Annotated in this window: 16 protein-coding genes; 1 reads left to right on the forward strand and 15 read right to left on the reverse strand. The window is 70.4% G+C overall.

What is annotated here, in order from left to right:
• Positions 1-103: 103 nt before the first annotated feature.
• From coaBC to pyrR, 12 genes are all read right to left on the reverse strand, one after another.
• Entirely contained in the window at positions 104-1,306 is a 1,203-nt protein-coding gene (gene coaBC / locus CCN72_RS11040) for a bifunctional phosphopantothenoylcysteine decarboxylase/phosphopantothenate--cysteine ligase CoaBC (RefSeq protein WP_161219833.1), read from the reverse strand.
• Between the two features lie 103 nt (positions 1,307-1,409).
• On the reverse strand, positions 1,410-1,682 hold the full coding sequence (gene rpoZ, locus CCN72_RS11045) for a DNA-directed RNA polymerase subunit omega (protein ID WP_005319902.1): 273 nt from the start codon (positions 1,680-1,682) through the stop codon (positions 1,410-1,412).
• A 53-nt stretch (positions 1,683-1,735) separates the two neighbouring features.
• Entirely contained in the window at positions 1,736-2,329 is a 594-nt protein-coding gene (gmk, locus tag CCN72_RS11050; protein ID WP_051849846.1) for a guanylate kinase, read from the reverse strand.
• 61 nt (positions 2,330-2,390) lie between these two features.
• Positions 2,391-2,714 (reverse strand): integration host factor, encoded by a 324-nt coding sequence (locus CCN72_RS11055; RefSeq protein WP_037651003.1) that lies wholly within the window; start codon positions 2,712-2,714, stop codon positions 2,391-2,393.
• A 269-nt stretch (positions 2,715-2,983) separates the two neighbouring features.
• A complete protein-coding gene (gene pyrF / locus CCN72_RS11060; RefSeq protein ID WP_086807368.1) occupies positions 2,984-3,829 on the reverse strand; it encodes an orotidine-5'-phosphate decarboxylase in 846 nt (281 codons plus the stop codon).
• Complete coding sequence (locus CCN72_RS11065) at positions 3,826-4,932, reverse strand: quinone-dependent dihydroorotate dehydrogenase (RefSeq protein ID WP_086807369.1); 1,107 nt, start codon at positions 4,930-4,932, stop codon at positions 3,826-3,828. The genes pyrF and CCN72_RS11065 overlap by 4 nt, the downstream gene beginning before the upstream one ends.
• An 87-nt stretch (positions 4,933-5,019) precedes the next feature.
• Positions 5,020-8,328, reverse strand: a complete 3,309-nt coding sequence (carB, locus tag CCN72_RS11070) for a carbamoyl-phosphate synthase large subunit (RefSeq protein WP_086807370.1) — start codon at positions 8,326-8,328, stop codon at positions 5,020-5,022.
• Complete coding sequence (gene carA, locus CCN72_RS11075; RefSeq protein ID WP_086807371.1) at positions 8,321-9,490, reverse strand: glutamine-hydrolyzing carbamoyl-phosphate synthase small subunit; 1,170 nt, start codon at positions 9,488-9,490, stop codon at positions 8,321-8,323. The genes carB and carA overlap by 8 nt, the downstream gene beginning before the upstream one ends.
• Positions 9,487-10,047: a PH-like domain-containing protein gene (locus CCN72_RS11080; RefSeq protein WP_161219831.1), complete on the reverse strand. Its 561-nt coding sequence runs from the start codon at positions 10,045-10,047 to the stop codon at positions 9,487-9,489. The genes carA and CCN72_RS11080 overlap by 4 nt, the downstream gene beginning before the upstream one ends.
• The gene (locus tag CCN72_RS11085) at positions 10,044-11,330 is read right to left on the reverse strand and encodes a dihydroorotase (protein WP_086807373.1); all 1,287 of its coding nucleotides are present in this window, start codon (positions 11,328-11,330) and stop codon (positions 10,044-10,046) included. The genes CCN72_RS11080 and CCN72_RS11085 overlap by 4 nt, the downstream gene beginning before the upstream one ends.
• 4 nt (positions 11,331-11,334) lie before the next feature.
• Positions 11,335-12,312 carry an aspartate carbamoyltransferase catalytic subunit gene (locus CCN72_RS11090; protein WP_085562555.1) on the reverse strand — a complete coding sequence of 326 codons (978 nt, stop codon included), beginning with the start codon at positions 12,310-12,312 and terminating at the stop codon, positions 11,335-11,337.
• Between the two features lie 89 nt (positions 12,313-12,401).
• On the reverse strand, positions 12,402-12,974 hold the full coding sequence (pyrR, locus tag CCN72_RS11095; RefSeq protein WP_037651019.1) for a bifunctional pyr operon transcriptional regulator/uracil phosphoribosyltransferase PyrR: 573 nt from the start codon (positions 12,972-12,974) through the stop codon (positions 12,402-12,404).
• A gap of 254 nt (positions 12,975-13,228) precedes the next feature.
• On the opposite strand from pyrR, the gene bldD reads away from it, so the two are divergent.
• Positions 13,229-13,732, forward strand: coding sequence for a transcriptional regulator BldD (gene bldD, locus CCN72_RS11100; protein WP_014671524.1), 504 nt, complete (start codon positions 13,229-13,231; stop codon positions 13,730-13,732).
• A 219-nt stretch (positions 13,733-13,951) separates the two neighbouring features.
• On the opposite strand, the gene nusB is transcribed toward bldD, so the two are convergent.
• The 3 genes from nusB to CCN72_RS11115 all read right to left on the reverse strand — a co-directional run.
• Positions 13,952-14,380: a transcription antitermination factor NusB gene (nusB, locus tag CCN72_RS11105; protein ID WP_085562554.1), complete on the reverse strand. Its 429-nt coding sequence runs from the start codon at positions 14,378-14,380 to the stop codon at positions 13,952-13,954.
• 2 nt (positions 14,381-14,382) lie between these two features.
• Positions 14,383-14,949: an elongation factor P gene (efp, locus tag CCN72_RS11110; protein WP_085562553.1), complete on the reverse strand. Its 567-nt coding sequence runs from the start codon at positions 14,947-14,949 to the stop codon at positions 14,383-14,385.
• A gap of 44 nt (positions 14,950-14,993) precedes the next feature.
• Positions 14,994-16,014: aminopeptidase P family protein (locus tag CCN72_RS11115; RefSeq protein WP_244174188.1), on the reverse strand; the 1,021-nt coding region annotated here is incomplete at its 5' end.

Genomic DNA, 16,014 nt, shown 5'->3' on the forward strand with positions numbered 1-16,014 from the left:
GGGCATTGTGCACAATGCCCGACGACCTTGGCCAGGGTAACGGTCCCGGACGTGAGCATGGCCTGAATCCGTCCTCGGATTCGCCCGGCCGGACGCGCGGGGGTCAGTCGAGGCGGTCCACGACGAGGTCCCAGACGATGTCGGCGAGGGCCTCCTTGGGCCCGTGCGGCACGGGATTCTCGCTGCCGTCGGCGCCCAGTACGACGGCTTCGTTCTCCTCGGAGCCGAAGGTCTTGCGCTCCCCCACCTCGTTGACGACGAGCAGGTCGCAGCCCTTGCGGGTGAGCTTGGCGCGGCCGTTGGCAAGGACGTCGTCGGTCTCGGCGGCGAAGCCCACGATCACCTGTCCGGCCCTGGCCCGTTCGGCGGAGACCTCGGCGAGGATGTCCGGGTTGCGGACCAGGACGATGGGCTCGGGCTCCTTGTCGTCCTTTTTCTTGATCTTGCCGGTGGCGTAGGCGCTGGGGCGGAAGTCGGCGACGGCCGCGGCCATGACCACGGCGTCGGCGTCGGCCGCGGCCTTCAGCACGGCCTCACGCAGCTGGACGGCGGTGCCGACCTGGACGACGTCCACGCCCGCGGGGTCGGGCAGCTGGGTGTTGGCCGCGATCAGCGTCACCCGGGCGCCGCGGGCGGCGGCGGTGCGGGCGAGGGCGTAGCCCTGCTTGCCGGAGGAGCGGTTGCCGAGGAAGCGCACCGGGTCCAGGGGCTCGCGGGTGCCGCCCGCGGAGACCACCACATGGCGGCCGCGCAGGTCGGGCTCCTGGACGCCGCGGGCGAGGACGCGGCGGCAGACCTCGAAGATCTCGCCCGGGTCGGGCAGCCGGCCCTTGCCGGTGTCGACGCCGGTGAGGCGGCCGACGGCGGGTTCGATGACGACGGCGCCGCGGCGGCGCAGCGTGGCCACGTTCTCCTGGGTGGCGGGGTGCTCCCACATCTCGGTGTGCATGGCCGGGGCGAAGACCACGGGGCAGCGGGCCGTCAGGAGGGTGTTGGTGAGCAGGTCGTCGGCGAGGCCGTGGGCGGCCTTGGCGAGCAGGTCGGCGGTGGCGGGGGCGACCACGACGAGGTCGGCGTGCTGGCCGATGCGGACGTGCGGGACCTCGTGCACGGAGTCCCAGACCTCGGTGGCGACGGGGTTTGCGGACAGGGCGGAGAAGGTGGCGGCGCCGACGAAGTGCAGCGCGGACGCGGTCGGCACCACACGGACGTCATGGCCCGATTCGGTGAACCTTCTCAGCAGCTCACAGGCCTTGTAGGCGGCGATGCCACCGCTGACCCCCAGTACCACCCTCGGCTTGTCCACCATGTCTCCTCGGTCCGGAAAACCTGCAACACCCATGACACACCACAGGCCCGACAGCGTGGCTGCCGGGCCTGTGGATAAAACCACCTGCGGTCTGAACGTACTACTGCGCGGGGCCCTCAATGGCCTCGGAGGTCAGCAGACCGGCGTTGATCTCGCGCAGGGCGATCGAGAGCGGCTTCTCGTGGACGTGGGTGTCGACGAGCGGACCCACGTACTCGAGGAGGCCCTCGCCGAGCTGCGAGTAGTACGCGTTGATCTGGCGAGCACGCTTGGCCGCGTAGATCACGAGGCTGTACTTCGAGTCGGTTGCCTCGAGGAGCTCGTCGATCGGCGGGTTGATGATGCCCTCGGGCGCGGTGATGGAAGAGGACACGCTCTACCTTCCGATGGATGGAAAAGAATCAATGATCGTGATCAGAGTCACGATTACACAACGTCCATCAAGGCTAGCAGCTCACGGGCCACGTCCTCGACGGAGGTGTTGACCAGGGTCTCGTCGAACTCCGGCTCGGCCGCCAGTTCGGTCCTGGCCGCCGCCAGACGGCGCTCGATGACCTCGGGCGACTCGGTGCCCCGGCCGGTCAGCCTGCGCACCAGCTCCTCCCAGGAGGGCGGGGCCAGGAACACCAGCCGTGCGTCGGACATCGACTCACGGACCTGGCGGGCGCCCTGGAGGTCGATCTCCAGCAGGACGGGCTCACCCTTCTCCAGCCGTTCCAGGACGGCGGCGCGGGGCGTGCCGTACCGGTTGCCGGCGAATTCCGCCCACTCCAGCAGCTCGCCGTTGGCGATCAGCTTGTCCATCTCGTCGTCGGTGACGAAGAAGTAGTGGACTCCGTGCTGTTCACCGGGGCGCGGCTTGCGGGTCGTCGCCGACACCGAGAGCCAGACCTCGGGGTGTTCCTTGCGCATATGAGCGACGACCGTGCTCTTGCCGACCCCCGAGGGGCCGGAGAGCACGGTCAGCCGCGGACGTACGTCCGGGGGCTCGGGGGTCGTCCCCCGGAATGTTGCAGCCATGCAGCGATTATTCCAGCAATCCCGGGGTGCCCGGGACTCCCGGTCCGGTGCGGGGCCGGACTCAGGCGCCGGTGCTGCCGAACTCACGCTCCAGGGAGGCGATCTGGTTGGATCCGAGACCCCGCACACGGCGGCTCTCGGAGATGCCCAGACGCTCCATGATCTGCTTGGCGCGGACCTTGCCCACGCCCGGCATGGACTCGAGCAGGGCGGAGACCTTCATCTTGCCGATGACGTCGTTCTCCTGGCCCTGCTTGATCACCTCGTGCAGGGAGGCGCCGGAGTGCTTGAGTCGATTCTTGACCTCGGCCCGCTCCCGGCGAGCCGCGGCGGCCTTTTCGAGCGCGGCTGCGCGCTGTTCAGGGGTAAGGGGCGGAAGAGCCACGCCTACGTCACCTCGGATGTCGAACTGTCGGATACGGACCGGTGAGGAACCTAGTCGCCCCACACCTGGGGAGCCACGAGCAACACGCTTGCCCGTTCACCCTCGCTCGGAGACTAGCGGCCAAGTCCGCCAGAGTCAGCGAGAACAGCGGAAAAGTCCTGGTCAGCCTCCGCCAGGCCAGACATTTCAGACATACTGCCCTTGATTTGAGGATGTATTCACACTCAAGTCGGCGCCGGTCCGCTCAACCGAGCACCCGAAGGCGTGTCTCAGCCTCCGGCGACGGCCGTCCTGATCTCCTCCGCGAAGCGTTCGGCCGCCGCGCGCAGCGCCCCGACGTCGGGTCCGTGCCGCAGCACGCCCCGGCTGACGTTCGGCACGACATTGCGTACGGCCGCCCCGAAGACCCCCGGGAGGTCGGCCGGGGTCGCGCCCTGGGCGCCGATGCCGGGCGCGAGGAGCGGGCCGTTGATGTCCAGGTCGTACGCGGACAGGTCGCCGAGTGTGGCGCCGACGACCGCGCCGAAGGAGCCCAGCGGCTCCGCTCCCGCGTTCTCGGCCGCCAGGTGGGCCAGCATGGTCGCGCCCACGCCCCGCCCGTCGGCGCGCACCGCGTGCTGCACCTCGCCGCCCTCCGGGTTGGAGGTCAGCGCCAGCACGAACAGCCCGGCGCCGTTCTCCTCGGCCAGCTGCACGGCCGGGCTCAGCGAGCCGTAGCCGAGGTACGGCGAGACGGTCAGCGCGTCCGAGAACAGCGGGGCGTCCTTGCGCAGGAACGCCTCGGCGTAGGCGGCCATGGTCGAGCCGATGTCGCCGCGCTTGGCGTCCATCACGACCAGGGCGCCGGCCTCGCGCGCCTCCTGGACCGACTTCTCCAGCACGGCGACGCCGCGCGAGCCGAACCGCTCGAAGAACGCGCTCTGCGGCTTGAGCACGGCCACCCGGCCGGCCAGGGCCTCGACGACGGTACGGCTGAACCGCTCCAGGCCCGCCACGTCGTCGGCGAGGCCCCAGTCGGCGAGCAGGGAGGCGTGCGGGTCGATGCCGACGCACAGCGGGCCGCGCTCGTCCATGGCGCGGCGCAGCCGGGCGCCGAAGGGCTCCAGCGAAGTCATGCGGGCTTCCTCACGTCGGCGCCGACCGCGTCGGCGAGGGTGGCGTACGGGCTGGTGCGCAGCCGGGCGGCGAGGCCCTTGTGGATCGCGCGGCACCAGAAGGGGCCCTCGTAGATGAAGGCGCTGTAGCCCTGGACCAGCGTGGCACCGGCCAGGATGCGCTGCCAGGCGTCCTCGGCGGTCTCGACGCCGCCGACGCCCACCAGGGTGATCCGGTCGCCCACGCGGGCGTACAGGCGGCGCAGGACCTCCAGGGAGCGCGCCTTGAGGGGCGCGCCGGACAGGCCGCCGGTCTCCCCCACCAGGGCGGCGGGCGACTTCAGGCCGAGGCCCTCGCGGGCGATGGTGGTGTTGGTGGCGATGATGCCGTCCAGGCCCAGCTCCACGGCCAGGTCGGCGACGGCGTCCACGTCCTCGTCGGCGAGGTCCGGGGCGATCTTCACCAGGAGCGGGACGCGTCGGTTGGCGACCACGCGGTCGGCGGCCTCGCGGACGGCGGTCAGCAGCGGGCGCAGGTGGTCGACGGCCTGGAGGTTGCGCAGGCCGGGCGTGTTCGGCGAGGAGACGTTGACGACCAGGTAGTCGGCGTACGGCGCGAGGCGCTCGGCGGACTTCACGTAGTCGGCGACGGCCTCCGCCTCCGGGACGACCTTGGTCTTGCCGATGTTGACGCCGACGACCGTCCTGAAGACGGGCTCACGGGTGGCCAGGCGGGCCGCCACGGCCAGCGAGCCGTCGTTGTTGAAGCCCATGCGGTTGATCAGCGCGCGGTCCGCGACAAGGCGGAACAGGCGCTTCTTGGGGTTGCCGGGCTGCGGCTCGCCGGTGACGGTGCCGATCTCGACATGGTCGAAGCCCAGCATCGACATCCCGTCGACCGCCACGGCGTTCTTGTCGAAACCGGCCGCGAGCCCGAACGGGCCGTGCATCCGCAGCCCGAACGCCTCGGTGCGCAGCTCCTTGTGGCGGGGCGCGAGGGCGGCCGCGACGAAGGTGCGCAGCACCGGGACGCGCACGGCGAGCCGGATCCAGCGGAAGGCGAGGTGGTGGGCCTTCTCGGGGTCCATCCGTTTGAAGACCAGACGGAAGAACAGCTTGTACATCGTGGGGAAGTCCTCTGGTGTCCGCATGAGGGCCGAGGGGTCCTCATGCAGAGGGGGACACCGTTTCCGGTGTCCCCCTCGGGGCTGCTAGTCGCGGGATGCGGTCAGGTGTTCCGCGTGTTCCTGGAGCGAGCGGACGCCCACGTCGCCGTGGTTGAGGGCGTCGATGCCCTGGACGGCCGCGGCGAGCGCCTGGACGGTCGTCAGGCACGGCACGGAGCGGGCGACGGCGGCCGTACGGATGTCGTAGCCGTCGAGGCGGCCGCCGGTGCCGTACGGCGTGTTGACGATGAGGTCGACCTCGCCGTCGTGGATGAGCTGGACGATGGTCTTCTCGCCGTTCGGACCGGTGCCCTCGGACTGCTTGCGCACCACGGTGGCGTTGATGCCGTTGCGCTTGAGGACCTCGGCGGTGCCGGAGGTGGCCAGCAGCTCGAAGCCGTGGGCGACCAGCTCGCGGGCCGGGAAGATCATCGAACGCTTGTCGCGGTTGGCGACCGAGATGAACGCGCGGCCCTTGGTGGGCAGCGGGCCGTAGGCGCCCGCCTGCGACTTGGCGTAGGCCGTGCCGAAGACGGAGTCGATGCCCATGACCTCGCCGGTGGAGCGCATCTCCGGGCCGAGGACGGTGTCCACGCCGCGACCCTGGATGTCGCGGAAGCGCGACCAGGGCATCACGGCCTCCTTGACGGAGATCGGCGCGTCCAGCGGCAGCTCGCCGCCGTCGCCGTGCTTCGGCAGCAGCCCCTCGGCGCGCAGCTCGGCGACGGTCGCGCCCAGCGAGATCCGGGCGGCGGCCTTGGCGAGCGGCACCGCGGTCGCCTTCGAGGTGAAGGGGACCGTACGGGAGGCGCGCGGGTTGGCCTCCAGGACGTAGAGGATGTCGCCGGCCATCGCGAACTGGATGTTGATCAGACCGCGTACGCCGACGCCCTTGGCGATGGCCTCGGTGGAGGCGCGCAGCCGCTTGATGTCGAAGCCGCCGAGGGTGATCGGGGGCAGGGCGCATGCCGAGTCGCCGGAGTGGATGCCGGCCTCCTCGATGTGCTCCATGACGCCGCCGAGGTACAGCTCCTCGCCGTCGTAGAGCGCGTCGACGTCGATCTCGATGGCGTCGTCCAGAAAGCGGTCGACGAGGACCGGCCGCGACGGGCTGATCTCGGTGGACTCGGCGATGTAGGCGGCGAGGCGGGTCTCGTCGTAGACGATCTCCATGCCGCGCCCGCCGAGCACGTACGAGGGCCGGACCAGGACCGGGTAGCCGATCTCGTCGGCGATGGCCTTGGCGCCCGCGAAGGTGGTGGCGGTGCCGTGCTTGGGGGCGGGCAGGCCGGCCTCGGCGAGGACGCGGCCGAAGGCGCCGCGGTCCTCGGCGGCGTGGATGGCCTCCGGGGAGGTGCCCACGACCGGCACGCCGTTGTCCTTGAGGGCCTGCGAGAGGCCGAGCGGGGTCTGGCCGCCGAGCTGGACGATCACACCGGCGACCGGGCCCGCCTGCTGCTCGGCGTGCACGATCTCCAGGACGTCCTCCAGGGTGAGCGGCTCGAAGTACAGCCGGTCGGAGGTGTCGTAGTCGGTGGAGACGGTCTCCGGGTTGCAGTTGACCATCACGGTCTCGTACCCGGCGTCGGACAGCGCGAAGGAGGCGTGCACGCAGGAGTAGTCGAACTCGATGCCCTGGCCGATGCGGTTGGGGCCGGAGCCGAGGATGATGACGGCCGGCTTCTCGCGCGGGGCGACCTCCGACTCCTCGTCGTAGGCGGAGTAGAAGTACGGCGTGCGGGCGGCGAACTCGGCGGCGCAGGTGTCGACCGTCTTGTAGACCGGGCGGATGCCGAGCGCGTGCCGGACCTCGCGGACGACGTCCTCGCGCAGGCCGCGGATCTCGGCGATCTGGTGGTCGGAGAAGCCGTGCCGCTTGGCCTCGCCGAGCAGTTCGCCGGTGAGTTCGGGGGCCTCGGCCAGCTCGTCCGCGATCTCCTTGATGAGGAAGAGCTGGTCCACGAACCAGGGGTCGATCTTCGTGTACTCGAAGACCTCCTCCGGGGTGGCGCCGGCGCGGATGGCCTGCATGACGGTGTTGATCCGGCCGTCGGTGGGCCGCACCGCCTCGCGCAGCAGGGCCTCCTTGTCGCCGGGCTCGCCGACGAAGGTGAACTGGCTGCCCTTCTTCTCCAGCGAGCGCAGCGCCTTCTGGAAGGCCTCGGGGAAGTTGCGGCCGATGGCCATGGCCTCGCCGACCGACTTCATGGTGGTGGTCAGCGTGGAGTCGGCCTGCGGGAACTTCTCGAACGCGAACCGGGGCGCCTTGACGACGACATAGTCGAGCGTGGGCTCGAAGGAGGCCGGGGTCTCCTGCGTGATGTCGTTCGGGATCTCGTCCAGGGTGTAGCCGACGGCCAGCTTGGCGGCGATCTTCGCGATCGGGAAGCCGGTCGCCTTGGACGCGAGGGCCGAGGAGCGCGACACGCGCGGGTTCATCTCGATGACGATCACGCGGCCGTCCACGGGGTCGACCGCGAACTGGATGTTGCAGCCGCCGGTGTCGACGCCGACCTCGCGGATCACGGCGATGCCGATGTCGCGCAGGATCTGGTACTCGCGGTCGGTGAGCGTCATGGCGGGCGCGACGGTGATGGAGTCACCGGTGTGCACGCCCATGGGGTCGAAGTTCTCGATGGAGCAGACGACCACGACGTTGTCGTTCTTGTCGCGCATCAGCTCCAGCTCGTACTCCTTCCAGCCGAGGATGGACTCCTCCAGGAGTACCTCGGTGGTCGGCGAGAGGGTGAGGCCCTGGCCGGCGATGCGGCGCAGCTCCTCCTCGTCGTGCGCGAAGCCGGAGCCGGCGCCGCCCATGGTGAAGGAGGGGCGCACGACGACCGGGTAGCCGCCGAGCGTCTCGACGCCCTTGAGAACGTCGTCCATGGTGTGGCAGATCACCGAGCGGGCGGACTCGCCGTGCCCGGTCTTGCGGCGGACCTCCTCCACGACGCCCTTGAAGAGGTCGCGGTCCTCGCCCTTGTGGATGGCCTCGGGCTTGGCGCCGATCAGCTCGACGCCGTACTTGGCCAGAACGCCGTTCTCGTGCAGCGAGATGGCGGTGTTCAGGGCCGTCTGGCCGCCCAGGGTGGGCAGCAGGGTGTCGGGGCGCTCCTTGGCGATGATCTTCTCGACGAACTCGGGGGTGATCGGCTCGACGTACGTGGCGTCGGCGATCTCCGGGTCGGTCATGATCGTCGCCGGGTTGGAGTTGACGAGGATGACGCGCAGGCCCTCGGCCTTGAGCACGCGGCATGCCTGGGTGCCGGAGTAGTCGAACTCGGCGGCCTGGCCGATGACGATCGGGCCGGAGCCGATGACCAGGACGGACTGGATATCGGTGCGCTTAGGCACGCTGGCCCTCCATCAGGGAAACGAAGCGGTCGAACAGGTAGGCGGCGTCGTGCGGGCCGGCCGCCGCTTCGGGGTGGTACTGGACGGAGAAGGCGGGCTGGTCGAGCAGCTGGAGCCCCTCCACGACGTCGTCGTTCAGACAGACGTGCGAGACCTCGGCGCGGCCGAACTTGGTGTCGCTGACCTGGTCGAGCGGCGCGTCGACGGCGAAGCCGTGGTTGTGCGCGGTGACCTCGACCTTGCCGGTCGTACGGTCCTGAACCGGCTGGTTGATGCCCCGGTGGCCGTACTTCAGCTTGTAGGTGCCGAAGCCGAGGGCGCGGCCGAGGATCTGGTTGCCGAAGCAGATGCCGAACAGCGGCGTCCTGCGCTCCAGGACGGCGGTCATCAGGGCGACCGGGCCGTCCGCGGTGGCGGGGTCGCCGGGGCCGTTGGAGAAGAACACGCCGTCGGGGTTGACGGCGTAGATGTCGTCGGCGGTGGCGGTGGCGGGCAGCACGTGCACCTCGATGCCGCGCTCGGCCATCCGGTGCGGGGTCATGCCCTTGATGCCGAGGTCGACGGCGGCGACGGTGAACTTCGCGGTGCCGATCGGGACGGCTTCGCCGTCGGGGCCGACCGCGGGGACGACGTACGCCTCCTTGGTGGCGACCTCCTCGTAGAGGCTCGCGCCCTTCATGTGGGGCTGGGCCTGCACCCGGGCCAGCAGCTCCGGCTCGGCGGCGACGGCCGCGCCGGAGAAGATGCCGGCCCGCATGGAGCCGCGCTCGCGCAGATGGCGGGTGAGGGCGCGGGTGTCGATGCCGGAGATGCCGACGACGCCCTGGCGCTCCAGCTCGTCGTCCAGGGAGCGCTTGGCCCGCCAGTTGGACGGCACGCGCGCGGGGTCGCGGACCACATAGCCGGAGACCCAGATGCGGCCCGACTCGTCGTCCTCGTCGTTCCAGCCGGTGTTGCCGATCTGCGGGGCGGTGGCGACGACGATCTGACGGTCGTACGACGGGTCGGTCAGGGTCTCCTGGTAGCCGGTCATACCGGTGGAGAACACGGCCTCGCCGAAGGTCTCCCCCACGGCCCCGTAGGCGCGACCACGGAAGGTGCGGCCGTCCTCCAGGACGAGTACGGCGGGAGTCTTCGCGGCTCCCCTGGTGGAGGTCGTCATCGTGCGCCTTCCGTGTCGTTGATCATGTGGTTGAGCGTGTCGACCCATGCGGGGTGCTCGGCCGCGTGGTCGGAGCGGAAGCCGGAGTCGATCAGTTTGTCGCCGTGCGCCCAGGTCACCACCAGCAGTCCGCCCTCGGTGAGGACCTTGCCCGCGATGCCCTTGTCGAGCCGGGCCTCGCGCAGCGCGGCGGCCGGGATGAAGAAGTCGTTCGCGCCGGGGCGTTCGACCGCGAGGCCCGCGTCGGTGAGCGTGAGCTCGGCCAGGCTCCGGGTGCCCAGGCCGTGGGCCACGATGCGGTCCAGCCACTGTCCGGCGGTGGTGGAGCCGTGGTAGCGGCCGCTCATGGTCAGTTTCACCGGGCCGGTGTCCTCGGGCGCGGCGGGCAGCTCCGGGATGTCGCTCTGGAGCGTGGCGCGCCATTTCCAGCCCTCGCGCATCAGCCAGTAGACGAGCGCGATGAAGAGCAGGAGTCCGACGAGCCAGCCGATGCGCGCCGGCCAGTCGGTGACCGGGGCCGACTTCTCTGCCTCGGCCAGGAGGATTACAGGTGTCACGTGAGCTTCCCGTCGACGAGCGTGGCCTTGCCCCGCAGCCATGTGTGCGTCACACGGCCCGGCAGCTCGCGCCCCTGGTAGGGGGTGTTGCGGCTGCGCGAGGCGAAGCCCGCGGGGTCCACCTGGCCACGGTATGCCGTGTCGACCAGGGTGAGGTTGGCAGGCTCACCGGCCGAGACGGGACGGCCGTGTCCGGTGGCCTGTCCGATCTGCGCGGGCTTGGCGGACATCCGGTCGGCGACGCCGGCCCAGTCCAGCAGACCCGTGTCGACCATGGTCTCCTGCACCACCGACAGCGCGGTCTCCAGGCCCACCATGCCCATGGCGGCCGCGGCCCACTCGCAGTCCTTGTCCTCGTGCGGGTGCGGGGCGTGGTCGGTGGCGACGATGTCGATCGTGCCGTCGGCGAGGGCCTCGCGCAGCGCCATGACGTCGCGCTCGGTGCGCAGCGGCGGGTTGACCTTGTAGACGGGGTTGTAGGTGCGCACCAGCTCGTCGGTGAGCAGCAGGTGGTGCGGGGTGACCTCGGCGGTGACCTGGATGCCGCGGGACTTGGCCCAGCGGACGATCTCGACGGAGCCGGCGGTCGACAGGTGGCAGATGTGGACGCGGGAGCCGACGTGCTCGGCGAGCAGGACGTCGCGGGCGATGATCGACTCCTCGGCGACGGCCGGCCAGCCGCCCAGGCCGAGTTCGGCGGAGACGACGCCCTCGTTCATCTGGGCGCCCTCGGTCAGCCGCGGCTCCTGGGCGTGCTGGGCGACGATGCCGCCGAACGCCTTCACGTACTCCAGGGCGCGGCGCATGATCACCGCGTCGTCCACGCACTTGCCGTCGTCGGAGAAGACGGTGACCCCGGCGGCGGACTCGTGCATGGCGCCGAGTTCGGCGAGCTTCCTGCCCTCCAGGCCGACGGTGACGGCGCCGATGGGCTGGACGTCGCAGTAGCCGTGCTCCTTGCCGAGCCGCCAGACCTGCTCGACGACGCCCGCGGTGTCGGCGACGGGGAAGGTGTTGGCCATGGCGAACACGGCGGTGTAGCCGCCGCTCGCGGCCGCGCGGGTGCCGGTGAGGACGGTCTCGGAGTCCTCGCGGCCGGGCTCGCGCAGATGGGTGTGCAGGTCGACCAGGCCCGGCAGCAGCACCTTGCCCTCGGCCTCGATCACCTCGGCGCCCTCGGCGGACAGTCCGGTACCCACCTGGGCGATGGTCTCGCCGTCGATCAGCACGTCTTGCCGCTCGCCGCCGAGCACCTTCGCACCGCGGATCAGGATCTTGCTCATGTTCTTACTTCTCCTCAGCGCGAAGGGGGGCGGCGGCGGGCTCGTTGCCGCCGAGCAGCAGGTACAGGACGGCCATCCGGATGGACACGCCGTTGGCGACCTGCTCCACGGCGGTGCAGCGGTCGGAGTCGGCGACCTCGGCGGTGATCTCCATGCCGCGCACCATCGGACCGGGGTGCATCACGATGGCGTGCTCGGGCAGCTTGGCCATGCGGTCGCCGTCGAGGCCGTAGCGCCGGGAGTACTCGCGCTCGGTCGGGAAGAAGGCGGCGTTCATCCGCTCCCGCTGCACGCGCAGCATCATCACCGCGTCGCACTTGGGCAGCGTGCTGTCGAGGTCGTACGACACCTCGCAGGGCCAGGACTCGACGCCGACCGGGATCAGGGTGGGCGGGGCGACCAGGGTGACCTCGGCGCCGAGGGTGTGCAGCAGGTCGACGTTGGAGCGGGCGACCCGGCTGTGCAGGACGTCGCCGACGAGGGTGACGCGCTTGCCGGCCAGGTCCTGGCCGAGGCCGGCGTCGCGGCCGACCAGGCGGCGGCGCATGGTGAAGGCGTCCAGGAGGGCCTGGGTGGGGTGCTGGTGGGTGCCGTCGCCCGCGTTGATCACGGCGGCGTCGATCCAGCCGGAGGTGGCGAGGCGGTAGGGCGCGCCGGAGGCTCCGTGCCGGATGACGACGGCGTCGACGCCCATCGCCTCCAGGGTCTGGGCGGTGTCCTTCAGGGACTCGCCCTTGGACACGCTCGAACCCTTGGCGGAGAAGTTGATGACGTCCGCGGACAGGCGCTTCTCGGCGGCTTCGAAGGAGATCCGGGTGCGGGTGGAGTCCTCGAAGAAGAGGTTCACGACGGTACGGCCGCGCAGGGTCGGCAGTTTCTTGATCGGCCGGTCGGCGACCCGGGCCATCTCCTCGGCGGTGTCGAGGATCAGGACGGCGTCGTCGCGGGAGAGGTCGGCGGCCGAGATGAGATGACGCTGCATCTGTCAGGCTCCGTAAGGCAGTTCGGGAGGATTGGGGCAAACCCGGGCGCGGGTGGGTACGCCGAAGCGGCCCTTGCGCGCCTGACTTGCTACTGGTCGGCCGGCTTCACACCGAGCAGCACGGTGTCGCGACCGTCCTCCTCAGCGAGCTGGACCTTGACCGTCTCCCGCAGCGACGTGGGGAGGTTCTTGCCGACGTAGTCGGCGCGGATCGGCAGTTCCCGGTGGCCGCGGTCGACCAGGACCGCGAGCTGGACCGCGCGCGGGCGCCCGAGGTCGTTCAGGGCGTCGAGGGCGGCGCGGATGGTGCGGCCGGAGAAGAGCACATCGTCCACGAGGACGACCAGCTTGCCGTCGAGGCCGTCACCGGGGATCTCGGTGCGGGCCAGCGCACGCGGCGGGTGCATCCGCAGGTCGTCGCGGTACATGGTGATGTCGAGGGAGCCGACCGGGATGGCGCGGTCGGTGATCTGCTCCAGCTTGGCGGCCAGCCGCTGGGCGAGGAAGACGCCCCGGGTGGGAATGCCGAGGAGCACCACGTCGTCGGCGCCCTTGGCGCGCTCGACGATCTCGTGGGCGATACGGGTCAGTACCCGCGCGATGTCGGGGCCCTCGAGAACGGGCCGGGCATCGGTTGCCGACAGATGGGCGTTCGTGTCCATAAAAAACGGACCTCCTTCTCCGCCTCACGGGACGGACCTTAAAGGACGTCGGAATTGCGCCATCTACGGTAGCAGGTCGCGGGGACCGCTTCGATTCACCCCCTTGGCCCAACGCATCATCACTACCACGGAAGCGTCGGGGTGGCCCATTCGGCTTGACGCAGAAGAATCACGCTGCGTAACCTCACAGTGAGTTACCAAAACGCGCGGCGGGAAGACAGCCGGCCGCGTCGACACAGTGTCCGGGGAGCTATATGTCCAGCGAATACGCCAAACAGCTCGGGGCCAAGCTCCGGGCCATCCGCACCCAGCAGGGCCTTTCCCTCCACGGTGTCGAGGAGAAGTCCCAGGGTCGCTGGAAGGCCGTGGTGGTGGGTTCGTACGAGCGCGGCGACCGTGCCGTGACCGTGCAGCGCCTTGCCGAGCTGGCCGATTTCTATGGCGTCCCGGTGCAGGAGCTGCTGCCGGGCACCACGCCCGGCGGTGCCGCCGAGCCGCCGCCGAAGCTGGTCCTCGACCTGGAGCGGCTGGCCACGGTGCCGGCCGAGAAGGCGGGCCCCCTCCAGCGCTACGCGGCGACGATCCAGTCCCAGCGCGGCGACTACAACGGCAAGGTGCTCTCCATCCGCCAGGACGACCTGCGCACACTCGCCGTCATCTACGACCAGTCCCCCTCGGTCCTCACCGAGCAGCTGATCAGCTGGGGCGTCCTGGACGCGGACGCCCGCCGCGCGGTGGCCACGCACGAAGAGGCGTGACGGCGTAGGGGTTCAGCAGAAACGTGACGCCGGGGTGGCCGGAACCGTACGGTTCCGGCCACCCCGGCGGTTTTGTTCGTATGGCCGCCTGCGGCGCTTTGTCGTGCCGGGCGACGTAAACATGCCTCAGGGGCGCGGGGAACTGCGCGAGCAACCACGGACTACCCGCAGCCGCCGCACGACAATCACCCGACGCCCCTCCAGGCGGTCTTCTACCGGCTAGGCCCGGCGGAGCGAAGGCTTCAGCTCCTTGAAGCGCCCCAGGAGACCGTTGACGAACGAGGGCGACTCATCGGTCGAGAACTCCTTCGCCAGCTGCACCATCTCGTCCAGCACGACGGCGTCCGGGGTCTCGTCCACCCAGATCAGCTCGTACGCGCCCAGCCGCAGGATGTTGCGGTCCACGACCGGCATCCGGTCGAGCGTCCACCCGACCGCGTACTGGGCGATCAGTTCGTCGATGCGCCGGGCGTACTCGGCGTAGCCCTCGACCAGCTGCATCGTGTACTCGCTGACCGGCGGCTGCCGGGTGTCGGACCGGGACAGCCGAACCCAGTCGGCGAGGACCGTCAGGACGTCGGCGCCGCGCTGGTCACCCTCGAAGAGGATCTGGAAGGCGCGCTTGCGGGCCGTGTTGCGGGCAGCCACGGTTAGCTGTTCACCCGGCCGAGGTAGTCGCTCGTACGGGTGTCGACCTTGATCTTCTCACCGGTGGTGATGAAGAGCGGGACCTGGATCTGGTGACCGGTCTCCAGGATGGCGGGCTTGGTGCCACCGGTGGAGCGGTCGCCCTGGACGCCCGGCTCGGTCTCCTGGATGACCAGCTCGACGGCGGCGGGCAGCTCCACGAAGAGCACCTCGCCCTCGTGCTGGGCCACGGTGGCGGTGAAGCCCTCGATGAGGAAGTTGGCGGCGTCGCCGACGGCCTTGCGGTCGACCATCAGCTGGTCGTAGGTCTCCATGTCCATGAAGACGAAGTAGTCGCCGTCCATGTACGAGAACTGCATGTCGCGCTTGTCGACAGTGGCGGTCTCGACCTTGACACCGGCGTTGAAGGTCTTGTCGACGACCTTGCCGGAGAGCACGTTCTTGAGCTTGGTGCGCACGAAGGCCGGGCCCTTGCCGGGCTTGACGTGCTGGAACTCGACGACGGACCAGAGCTGGCCGCCTTCGAGCTTGAGCACCAGGCCGTTCTTGAGGTCGTTCGTGGAAGCCACGGTTGCGGAATCTCCTGGACTGACGTACGACCCCGGGTCACGCGCTACAGCGCGAGCAGCTCCTTGGTCGTGATGGTGAGTAGCTCGGGTCCGCCGTCCGCCTCGGGGCGCACGACGAGCGTGTCATCGATCCGGACACCGCCCCGGCCCGGGAGGTGGACCCCCGGTTCGACGGTGACCGGCACGCAAGCGTCCAGTTTACCCATGGCCGCGGGGGACAACTGCGGGTCCTCGTCGATTTCGAGTCCGACACCGTGCCCGGTGAGCGGCGGCAGGGCCTCCGCGTAGCCCGCGGAGTCCAGCACATGGCGTGCCGCGCGGTCCACGTCACGGTAGGCGGCGCCGGGGGCGAGGGCCTCGCGTCCGGCGCGCTGGGCGGAGAAGACCAGGTCGTACAGCTGGATCTGCCAGTCCGCCGGAGAGGTGCCGATGACGAACGTACGGCCGATCTCGCAGCGGTAGCCGCGGTAGGTCGCGCCGAGGCACACGGAGAGGAAATCACCCTCCTCCACGCGCCGGTCGGTGGGCCGGTGGCCGCGCCGGCCGGAGTTCGGTCCGGTGGCGACCGAGGTGGGGAAGGCCGGGCCGTCGGCACCGTGGTCGACCAGGCGGCGCTCCAGCTCCAGGGCGAGGTGCCGTTCGGTGCGGCCGACGAGGATGGACTCCAGCAGCTCGCCGAGGGCCTGGTCGGCGATCTCGGCGCCGATGCGCAGACAGGAGATCTCCTCCTCGTCCTTGACGACCCTGAGCTGCTCCACGGCGCAGCCGACGTCGGCGAGGCGCAGGCCCGGGGCGACGGCGGCGATGGCCCGGTGCCGGGCGACCGTCAGATGGTGCTCCTCGACGGCGAGGGAGTCCGCGCCCTGGCTCCGGGCGAGGTCGGCCGCGGTCACGGCGGTGTCGCCACCCCGCGCGGGCAGGACCTGTACCCGCAGGGCCTCGTCCGGGCGGCCCTCGAAGGGGCGGTCGTCGGGCGGGACCGCGCACACCAGGAGGTCCTCGCTGCCGCCGAGGAGCAGGACGGCGCCGTGCGGGGCGGCGGCCGCGAGGTAGCGCACGTTGGCG

This window comes from Streptomyces murinus, from assembly GCF_002154555.1.
GTDB lineage: Bacteria > Actinomycetota > Actinomycetes > Streptomycetales > Streptomycetaceae > Streptomyces > Streptomyces murinus.